Below are 8,312 nucleotides of genomic sequence, written 5' to 3' on the forward strand. Positions count from 1 at the left end.
CCGGTTCACACCGGAACAGATGAGGACACGCGAGCAGTCCGCGCCCGCCGACGGTCCGCTCGCCGGGCTCCGCTTCGCGGTGAAGGACAATCTGGACGTTGCCGGGCTGCCCACCACCGCCGCGTGCCCGGCACTGAGCGACCGGGTGCCCGGGCACGACGCCGAGGCGGTGCGGCGCCTGGCAGCCGCGGGCGCGGTCCCGGTGGGCAAGACGAACATGGACCAGTTCGCCACCGGCCTGGTCGGCACGCGCAGCCCGTACGGCGCCTGCCATAGCGTGGCGAGCCCCGACCACATCTCCGGCGGCAGCAGCTCGGGCAGCGCGGTTGCGGTGGCGTCCGGCCTGGTTCCGCTCGCGCTCGGCACCGACACGGCGGGATCCGGCCGCGTACCCGCGGCCTTCAACGGCATCGTCGGCGTGAAGCCGACGCGCGGGCTCGTGTCGACGCGTGGTCTGCTGCCGGCGTGCCGGTCCCTCGACTGTGTCACGACGTTCACCCGCACGGTCCGCGAGGGCCGGGCCGCGCTCCGGGTGCTGGCCGGCCACGACGCGGCCGACCCGTGGTCGCGCCGAGCGCCCGCGACGCGGCCGCCGGGGATCGCCGCGTCGATGCGCGTGGTGGGCGTCCCCTCCGCGCCCCCCGAACTTGATCCGCCGCACGCGGAGGCCTGGCACGCGGCAGTGGAACGGGTCCACGAAACCGCCGACACCGTCGTCGAGGTCGACATCACGCCGTTCCTCGCCGCGGCGCGACTGCTGTACGAGGGCCCATGGCCGGCCGAACGCTTCGCGGCGTTCGGCGAGTTGCTGACCCCGGACGGTCCCCATCTGGATCCGACAGTGCGCCGCATCGCGCTGGCGGGCCGCGACGTGACCGGCGAACAGGTCTTCGCCGGGTTGGACCGGCTGGCCGCGTTGCGCCGCGCGACCGAAGCCGTGTGGGACGACGTCGACGCGTTGATGCTCCCGGTGACCCCGGGGCACCCGACGCTGGCGGCCGTCGCGGCCGACCCGGTCGGCTGCAACGCGCGGCTCGGCATGTACACGAATTTCGTGAATCTGCTGGACTTGGCCGCGGTCGCGGTACCTGCGGGGGAGCGGTCGGACGGTCTGCCGTTCGGCGTGCAGCTCGTCGCCCCGGCGTTCGCTGACGACCCGTTGCTCGACCTGGCGTCGCGGTGGTGCGGCGAGTCGTACAAGGCGCCGCGGATCGACGCGGGTCGTACCGAACTTGTGGTGGCAGGGGCCCACTTGAGCGGACTGCCGCTCAACGGCCAACTGCTCGCGATCGGCGGCCGGCTGCACCGGCGGGCGCGAACCGCCCCGGGATACCGGTTGTTCCGGCTGCCGGGGACGGGCGTCCCGAGGCCGGGCCTGGTCGCGGCCGGTGACGGCCCGCGCGAGGGAATCGCCGTCGAGGTCTGGGACGTGCCGCACCAAGGCGTCGGTGCGCTGCTGGAGTCCGTTCCGTCCTCGCTGGGCCTCGGCCGCGTCACCCTCGCCGACGGTACGTCCGCGACCGGATTCATCACCGCCCACGGCGGACTCGCAGGTGCCGACGATGTCTCCGAACACGGCGGCTGGCGCGCCTACTTGGCGGCAAAGGTGATCGGCGCACGATGAATCCGCGTTCTGCCTGGGCGCCGACCGCCGCCGGCCCGGGCGCCGTCGTCGCGCGGTATCGTCGGCGACCGTGCCCCGGGCCGTCCGGGACAGCGCCGCCCCCCCCGGGTGCACCGACCGTCGCGTGAGGTGACCGATGAGCATGCCGTCGCAACCGCCCGCGCACCAGCCGCCGAATGGACCGCCGAACCAGCCCCCGCCTGGGTGGCCTCCGGGTCCGCCTCCGTACGGGCCCGGATACCCCCCCGGAGGCGATGGGCCGCAGCCGCCCGCAGGGGCGCGCCGCCGAAAGGCGGTTGTCCTCACGGCGGTGTGTGTGGTGCTCGCGGTGGTCGCGGCCGTCTTGGTCGTCGTGATGCGGGACGACGGCGACGCGGCGTCCGCGCGTGTGCGGCCCGAGGGAGTGCTGACCGAACGGCAACTGGCGTTGCTGCGCAAGGCCGTTCCCGACCCCGGGTGCGACGCAGCCACGTCGGGGTCGGCGCCTGCGGACACGGCTCTGGTCGCGCTCGACGTGATGCGTGTCGAGGGCACCTGCTTGTCGTTCGACACCGAGTACCTTCCTGCCGACCAGGTGCCCGCACGTCGCGAGGCGCTGTCCCGGGACCCGGCCGTCGTGGCCGCCGCGGTCGCCCCGCCGATGTGGATCGACAGGGCAAGGGCGCCGCTGTCTTCGAGCCGCGAACTCCCGGTGGCGGGCTCCGGGTTCATCGCTCCCGGCCACCGGCCGACGGCGCTGCCTGCCGCCGCCGACGACCGGCGCGGCGACCAGTGGCCGCTGGACCTCCTCGGCGTCCCGTCCGGCTCGACCGAACTGCCATGGCCCGACGGCACCGGAGTGGTGGTCGCCGTCCTGGACACCGGCGTCGACTCGTCGCACCCCGACCTGGCCGACGCCGTGATCGGACGCCGCCACTACGAGGGGGAAGGGGCACCGGACCCCGCCGGCCATGGCACGCACGTGGCCGGGATCATTGCCGCTCGGCACGGCAACGGCGGCATCACCGGCGTCGCTCCCGGCGTTTCGGTGCTGGACGTGCCGGTGAGGCTGCAGAGTGCCAACGACCAGGCCCCGAACTGGTGGGTCGGGCTGACCTGGGCGGTCAATCACGGAGCCGACGTCGCGAACATGTCCTTCGGCGGCCCTTACTCGTACTACAGCATGCCCGAGCACCGCGGCTCACTCGAACTCGGCGCTGCCGCCGTGGAGTTCGCTCGCCGCGCGCAAGTTGTCCTGATCGCCAGCGGGGGCAACTGCGGCGGACGCTTCGCCGGAAACCCGCTCGACAAGGACTGCGGGGACCGCAATGAGCGGCAGGTCCCCAGCGTGTACGAGGGAGTTGTCAACGTGGGCGCGCTCGACGACGACCGCGAGCTCACCTCGTACTCGACCAAGAACGACGACATCGACCTGGTCGCTCCGGGAGGCGACCACCACGGGCCGCCGGAGTTGGCGGAGGGTGGCATGGTGCTCTCGGACGCGCCGGGCGGCGGCTTCGACCGGATGCTGGGTACGTCGCAGGCAGCCCCGCACGTGGCCGCCGCCGCGGCGATCGGCCGCTTCGTCCGGCCGCAGGCGACCGCGGGCGAGATCGCCAGGGCGATCATCGATACCGCCGATCAGAGCGGCGTCTCCGAGGACGATCGCGGCAAGAAGGGGACCGGCAACGGTTTCCTCGACATATCGGGCATGGCGGAGCGACTGCGCCTCGGCCCGTCGGCCCCCGCACCAAGCCCGGGGTCCAGCCAGAACCCGACAGCTCCCGCCGCGGATCCCGCCGCGCGCACCCAGGCCGCGTACGTGCAGGACGGCACGCTCTTCGCGTACGACGGGACAACCTCCCATCCGGTACGCCGCGTCACCGCGTCACCGCCGCGTTGGATCGCCTGGTCGTCCGACCACACCCTGCTCGTCGGCGCGGACGACCGCACACTGTTCTCGTGGGCGGGTCCCGGCACACAGGTGGTCGAGAAACCGTGCGACTGGTGCGCGGACGACACCGGCAAACCCGCTTTGGTCGACAATGTCGCCGTCACCGACCCTGCCGGCGGGGAACCCACCGGCGACCTCGTACTGCGGATGGCGCCCGACGGCACACTCACCCGCTTCAACGCGCACACGCTGGACGGGATCGGCTCGTCACCCGCGGCGTTCCCCGCCGACTCGGTCGGGAGCAAGTCGCTGCACGGCGCCGTGGGACGGAACCTGCTAGTCCACGAGTCGGGAGGGGCGCAGGCCGCGGAGCGCCTGTGGCTCGTCGATCCGGTGACGGGCCAGGTCGTCGCGTCGCCGCACGATGTGACCGGCTCGGTGCTCGGCGGTGTCGCAGTCAGTGCGGACGGCACCAAGGCCGCCGTGGTCACCGGCTATGGTGCCTGCGGACGGCCCGAAGGCATGTATGTGTTCGCCGGCGGCGATCTGCGGGACATCGCCAGGCCGTCGCCTCCCGCAGGGGTCATGGTCGACGACCTGTATTTCAACGGCAGCACCCTCTACGCGAGCATGTCGCAGTACGCCATGTCCTCCGGTCAACCCTGCCGGAAGTACGTCTCTGCGGGCGTGTGGCGGTTGGACGGCGACACGTGGCAACCCGTTGCCGCAGACGTGTCCGCCGGACGCCCTCTGGAAGGCCGCCAAGGCGCGGCTGCCACGGGCTGGATCACGGTACGCGGCACCGACGCCGTCCTGGTTCCGGCGAGCCCCGACGACCCGGACAAGGGAGCGCTCGGCCGCGTCGCGGGCATGCTGTGGTCGACCCCCACGCGTACGGAAGTGCCGTTGCGTCCGCAGCGGTGACACGCGGACGTTCGCAAAGGCGACGACGCCCGTCGGCAGTCGGGCTCTCGGTCGAGGATGCGGACGGGACCGATCGGGGAACAAGCCGTCCGATCAGGCGGAGGTCACCGGAGTCAAGCCGCCGGTCGTGCCCGGCACGCCGTGGCCCAGAAGGCCCGGTACGAGGCTCGCGTCCCCGCGGTACCCCGCCGATCACCGCGCACCTTGGGGCCGCGTTACGGCAGCGGGCGCCACGAGGGGACCGTACGTGGGGGTTTCGCCGACGCAGCCGGCCGCCGGAGGTCGGTTCGGCGTTGGTTCTTTCCGCTGTGGAAACTCGACTCTTTCCATACCGGAAACTCATCGGCTAGAGTTTCCGGTATGGAAAGCAACGGGGAATCCCTCCGGCCCACGCCGGCGCAAGCCCGCGCGGCCCTGGACGACACCGCGCGCATCCGAGCGTCGGTCACCGCGCGGGCCGCCACACCGTGGCCGCTCTGGTTCGTCGCGACGATCACGGCGATGCTCGTCGTGCTGCCGATCGCGCTCGGCGGCTTCCTGGCCGAGCCCGCCTGGCTGATGCCGCAGTGGGCCTGGCTCCTCACGATGCTTGCGACCGAGGCTGTGTTCTTCGTCTTCTTCGCCGTCGCGGCCAGGGACTGGTGTGCCCGGACCGGCGTCGCGCTGCGGTTCGACGTCCTGCCGAAGCGCGTCACCGTGCCGTTGATCGTCGGGATGCCGCTGGTGGTCCTGGGCTCGGCATACGCGTTTCGGCACACCGGGCAACCTCTGTGGCTCTACGGCGCCGCAGGTGTGGGCGCCGCCGTGTCCATCGGCTTCCACCTCTGGTTCGTCCGTTTGCACCGGAAGGCGTCGTGAGCACGAGCACCACCGACCCGATGGACGGGTTCAACGCCACCATCCACGCACCCAACCGGCTGCGCATCTGCGCCCTGCTGGACACCGCGGGAGAGGCGGAGTTCGGCGTGATCCAGGAGCAACTCGGCGTGTCGGCCTCCGTATTGAGCAAGCACGTCACCGTCCTCATGGACGCCGGGTACGTCGAACAGCGCAAGGCCGTCCGCGACACCCGGCAGCGCGTGTGGCTGAGACTGACCCGGCAGGGACAGGACGCATATCGGGCCCACCACGCCGCACTGCGCGCCATCGTCGGCCCGTGACACAGCGACGGGCCGCCCGCCCGGCGTCACGCGTCGGCATCGGACCCCGGGCCGACCGGTCAGGAGCCGCCCGCCCGCGCCCTGCCCCGGCCCGCGAATCCGACGTCGGTGACAGGGCGTTCGCGGAGGCGCGACCGGAGCGGCCCACGGTTGCGCCGGGCACCCCGGGAGGTCCGCTGCTCCCGCGCCTGTCGATACTGGCACGGAGATCTATTCGGGGAGCCCGCGTGGTGGATTGGTCGACGGTGTTGCTCGGGGCCGGTGGAGGCGACAGCGACTGGCGGCCCGTGTCGGCCGGTGAGTCGGGAGCCGCTGTCTTTGTCGGTGCGGACGGTGCTCGCTATGCCAAGTGCGTATCCGCTGCGCACGCAGCCGATTTGCGGGCCGAGCGCGACCGGGTGGTGTGGCTGGCCGAGCAGGGAGTGCCGGGGCCCCGGGTGCTCGACTGGCACTCCGGCGAGGCGGGGGCCTGTCTGGTGACCGGTGCGGTCTCCGGCGTTCCTGCGGACCAGGTGTCCGCTGCGGATTTGGGCGTCGCCTGGGGACACATCGCGGATGCGGTTCGCCGGCTGCACGAAGTGCCCGTCGTACGGTGTCCGTTCCGCCGGGACCTGGACACCACGGTCGCCTTGGCGCGCGACGTGGTCGCCCGCGACGCAGTGAACCCGGACTTCCTTCCCGTCGAGCAACAGCACACGCCGCCCGCCGAGTTACTGGCCCTCCTCGCCCCGCAGGTCGCGCGGCGACGTGACCAGGAAGCCGCCGACACGGTCGTCTGCCACGGGGACCTCTGTCTGCCCAACATCGTCCTCGACCCGCAGACCTTCGAGGTGTCGGGATTCATCGACCTCGGCCGCCTCGGACTGGCCGACCGCTACGCCGACTTGGCCCTGTTGCTCGCCAACGCGCGGGAGACCTGGGCGAACGAGGAACGGGCGCAGGCGGCCGACCTGGCGTTCGCCGAGAGGTACGGCATCACGCTCGACCACGATCGGCTGCGGTTCTATCTCCATCTCGACCCGCTCACCTGGGGCTAGTGTCGCTGCAGACGGCACCCTGCGGGCGTCGGCCCGGTACGGCGTCGTTGCGGGGGAGTGCGCGGAACTTGCCGTGTGCTTATGGGTGTTGATTCCGCGTCCAGCAGGGATGGACGCTCAGGTGGAGCCTCCGTAGCGGGCGGCCATTGCGGCAGCGCGGCTGCGCAGCGAGGTGCGCAACGACAGTGGGGCCAGGGCTTCGGCGTCCGTGCCGAGCTGCCACAGCGCCCATTCCGCGTGTCGTGAATCCTGGAAGGTCACCTCCAGCCGCAACCCGCCGTCCTCGTCGGGTTCCTCGGCGCGGACGGCCACTGCGGTGCCCAGCAGTTCCTCCCTGCGCTCCGGGTTCACCCGTACCAGTACGGTCATTTGGTCGCCGGACAGAAACTGCGCGCAGCGTTCCCGCCAGATCCGCTCCAGGTCGACCTGGCTCGGTCGTTGTGCAGGTTCGGGGAGTTGCTCGGCGGCCAGTACGCGCGACAGCCGGTACGTGCGGTCCGCGCCGGATCTCGTGGCCAGCAAGTAGGCACGGTCGCGCACGGTGACCAGGCCGATCGGGTCCACTGTGCGCCATTGTGGTGCCTGTTCCGCGGCCGCGTACAGGATGCGCAGCTTGTGTCCGGCGAGCACCGCGCGCCGGACCTCGACCATCGTGGTGTCGGGCACTTCCTCGGTGACCAGCCTGCGGGAGAGCAGGTCGGTCTCCGGGTCGACGAGAAATCGCCGAGCCGCGTCGCTCGCGGTTGCGCGGTGACTCTCGGGCAACGCGTCGACCACCTTGCGCAAGGCCGACGCGAGCGCCGAGCCGAGGCCGAATACCTGTTCACCGCGCCCCGATCCGGCGGACAGCAGGGCAAGGGCCTCGTCGTGGTTCAGCCCGGTGAGTTCGGTCCGGAAACCGGGCAGCAGCGCGAAACCGCCGTGTCGGCCGCGTTCGGCGTAGACCGGGACGCCGGCCGCGGACAGCGCCTCGATGTCGCGCAGCACGGTACGGGTGGACACCCCCAGTTCGCGGGCCAGCGTGGTCGCGGTCAGCCGGCCCCGTTGGCGCAGCAGCAGCACCAGCGAGACCAATCGGTCAGCGCGCATGTGGAAGTTCTATCGGAATACGTGACCGAGGGTGTCGTGATTACCCGGGAGGCTTGTCACACGACGTCGAAGACGGTGACCACCGAGGCGACGGACGTATGTATGCACTCATGCTGAAGCGAAGGAGTCGAAGTGCCAATCGAGCGGACGGCAGTCAACCCGGTGACGTGGTCGATGGAGATGGGGTTCAACCAGGGGGAGATCGTTGCCGGGCAGACCCGGACCCTGTACTGCTCCGGCCAGGCCGCGACGGGCGGTGACGGCAAGCCCCGCCACGACGGTGACATGGCGGCGCAGTTGGCCCTGAGCCTCGACAACCTGGAGGCGGTTCTCGGCGAGGCCGGCATGTCCCTGGCGAACCTCGTCCGCCTCAACGTCCACACCACCGACGTCGATCTGCTGTTCCGGCATTACGGCGTGCTGGCGTCGCGTCTGGGTGCCGCCGGGGTGGCGCCGACCACGACGATGCTCGGGGTGGCACGGCTGGCGCTGCCCACCTTGATGGTCGAGCTTGAGGGAACCGCCGTGGCGTGACCCGGCCTTGGGGGGGGGGGGGGGGGGGGGGGGGGGGGGGGGGGGGGGGGGGGGGGGGGGGGGGGGGGGGG

At 71.8% G+C, this 8,312-nt stretch carries 7 protein-coding genes; 6 read left to right on the forward strand and 1 reads right to left on the reverse strand.

What is annotated here, in order from left to right:
- Positions 1 to 19: 19 nt before the first annotated feature.
- The 5 genes from atzF (at position 20) to ACRX5W_RS30930 (ending at position 6,618) form a co-directional block, all read left to right on the forward strand.
- Complete coding sequence (gene atzF, locus ACRX5W_RS30910) at positions 20 to 1,624, forward strand: allophanate hydrolase (RefSeq protein WP_436791693.1); 1,605 nt, start codon at positions 20 to 22, stop codon at positions 1,622 to 1,624.
- 310 nt (positions 1,625 to 1,934) lie between these two features.
- Positions 1,935 to 4,421: a S8 family serine peptidase gene (locus tag ACRX5W_RS30915; protein ID WP_436791694.1), complete on the forward strand. Its 2,487-nt coding sequence runs from the start codon at positions 1,935 to 1,937 to the stop codon at positions 4,419 to 4,421.
- 360 nt (positions 4,422 to 4,781) lie between these two features.
- Positions 4,782 to 5,279 carry a hypothetical protein gene (locus ACRX5W_RS30920; protein WP_436791695.1) on the forward strand — a complete coding sequence of 166 codons (498 nt, stop codon included), beginning with the start codon at positions 4,782 to 4,784 and terminating at the stop codon, positions 5,277 to 5,279.
- Positions 5,276 to 5,581, forward strand: coding sequence for a transcriptional regulator (locus ACRX5W_RS30925; RefSeq protein ID WP_436791696.1), 306 nt, complete (start codon positions 5,276 to 5,278; stop codon positions 5,579 to 5,581). The genes ACRX5W_RS30920 and ACRX5W_RS30925 overlap by 4 nt, the downstream gene beginning before the upstream one ends.
- A 212-nt stretch (positions 5,582 to 5,793) precedes the next feature.
- On the forward strand, positions 5,794 to 6,618 hold the full coding sequence (locus tag ACRX5W_RS30930) for an APH(3'') family aminoglycoside O-phosphotransferase (RefSeq protein WP_436791713.1): 825 nt from the start codon (positions 5,794 to 5,796) through the stop codon (positions 6,616 to 6,618).
- 117 nt (positions 6,619 to 6,735) lie between these two features.
- Here ACRX5W_RS30930 and ACRX5W_RS30935 read toward each other — a convergent pair whose 3' ends face one another.
- Positions 6,736 to 7,707 (reverse strand): helix-turn-helix transcriptional regulator, encoded by a 972-nt coding sequence (locus ACRX5W_RS30935; RefSeq protein WP_436791697.1) that lies wholly within the window; start codon positions 7,705 to 7,707, stop codon positions 6,736 to 6,738.
- 138 nt (positions 7,708 to 7,845) lie between these two features.
- Here ACRX5W_RS30935 and ACRX5W_RS30940 point away from each other — a divergent pair, with 138 nt between their 5' ends.
- On the forward strand, positions 7,846 to 8,241 hold the full coding sequence (locus ACRX5W_RS30940) for a RidA family protein (RefSeq protein WP_436791714.1): 396 nt from the start codon (positions 7,846 to 7,848) through the stop codon (positions 8,239 to 8,241).
- Positions 8,242 to 8,312 lie beyond the last annotated feature (71 nt).

The organism is Yinghuangia sp. YIM S10712 (assembly GCF_051388935.1).
Taxonomy (GTDB): Bacteria; Actinomycetota; Actinomycetes; order Streptomycetales; family Streptomycetaceae; genus Yinghuangia.

Bases quoted from the DNA above. Each gene is read 5' to 3' on its own strand.
- atzF (WP_436791693.1), top strand. From the start codon at position 20: ATGAGGACACGCGAGCAGTCCGCGCCCGCCGACGGTCCGCTCGCCGGG.
- ACRX5W_RS30920 (WP_436791695.1), top strand. From the start codon at position 4,782: ATGGAAAGCAACGGGGAATCCCTCCGGCCCACGCCGGCGCAAGCCCGC.
- ACRX5W_RS30935 (WP_436791697.1), bottom strand. From the start codon at position 7,707: ATGCGCGCTGACCGATTGGTCTCGCTGGTGCTGCTGCTGCGCCAACGG.